This window comes from Neisseria sp. HMSC070F02, from assembly GCF_001814225.1.
Lineage (GTDB): Bacteria > Pseudomonadota > Gammaproteobacteria > Burkholderiales > Neisseriaceae > Neisseria > Neisseria meningitidis.
Map to the genome: position 1 here is coordinate 1 of NZ_KV815489.1, position 1,108 is coordinate 1,108.

The 1,108-nt window shown below is 34.0% G+C and carries 3 protein-coding genes; all 3 read left to right on the forward strand.

What is annotated here, in order from left to right:
• The first annotated feature begins 14 nt into the window (after positions 1-14).
• Positions 15-266, forward strand: coding sequence for an Imm31 family immunity protein (imm31, locus tag HMPREF2959_RS11600; RefSeq protein WP_079888794.1), 252 nt, complete (start codon positions 15-17; stop codon positions 264-266).
• 77 nt (positions 267-343) lie between these two features.
• Positions 344-589 carry an HNH endonuclease gene (locus tag HMPREF2959_RS09780; protein ID WP_033911286.1) on the forward strand — a complete coding sequence of 82 codons (246 nt, stop codon included), beginning with the start codon at positions 344-346 and terminating at the stop codon, positions 587-589.
• A 2-nt stretch (positions 590-591) separates the two neighbouring features.
• A complete protein-coding gene (locus HMPREF2959_RS09785; protein ID WP_002235567.1) occupies positions 592-978 on the forward strand; it encodes a hypothetical protein in 387 nt (128 codons plus the stop codon).
• The last annotated feature ends 130 nt before the right edge of the window (positions 979-1,108 follow it).

Sequence of the window (1,108 nt, forward strand, 5' to 3'; positions counted from 1 at the left end):
CATGCTAAGTTAAATTGAGGACACGCCCTAATTTAAAATTAGATTTCTACTCTGAAGTTATTATAAAAGATTCTTGCCCTAATGATTTGTTAGAAAATGGTGAGACTATTAAAGGAAAAAAAGGAGTGGTATTAGGTATAAGCGAAGAAGATGGTATAATCTATGGCTATACTATTTTACTTTTTGATATAAAATATTGTATATATATAGATAAGAAATATATTATACCGACTGGAAAAAAATTCTCTCGCGATGATTTTTATTAGCTAATTTAAGTAATTTAAGCAAGTTTTTTAGATACTGAAACTGGTAATTATGTTTATGTAAGCATAAGGAGTTCAGATTGAAGGATTCTACAGGGCAAATGAGGCTGGCAACCAAGGATTTGGCGGAAGCCATTAAACGAGGAGAAGTACGTAGTTCTGCTTTTACAACAAAGCAACTAAAGGCAATCGAAAAAGGAGAATCTAAAATACCGGATTATACTTGGCATCATCATCAGGATACTGGACGTATGCAGCTTGTACCTGAATGGGAACATTCTAAAACCGGTCACATAGGAGGGACGGCAATGGATAAAGGTAAATGATTATGTGGAAAATTTATAAAGAAAATAGCACCGACTTAAATTTTGCCATAGGCAGTATATATTGCCAAGCAATCAATCTTACCGAATTTAAAATGTGGGTCGAAAAAATCATAAGGGAAGTGGATTTAGATGAAATTCCAAATTATTTTTTTGATTTGATAGATTTTCAATCACTATACGATCTGATTGATATTATAGGATTTGTTCCCGAAAATAACTTATCAAAAAATCAGGATAATGCATTAACCGGTATTGCTTTTTTAAGGGGGATAGATGTCTACGATCCTCCCATTTCAAAAGAAAAAGCATTAAAAGCCTTAAAGAAACATCCTGAAATTTATCAGAGGTTTCAGCATTTCTTTCCGTTTGTAGAACTGCCCCCGCTTTAAACAGTCAAAATGCCGTCTGAAAGCCATTTCCGCCGCTCAGACGGCATTTTTGCCTCTTTCGTTTACAAACCCTTAAAATCCATTTACACTCAAACTCGTTCAAAACAAAACAAACCCTGCCATGAAAACC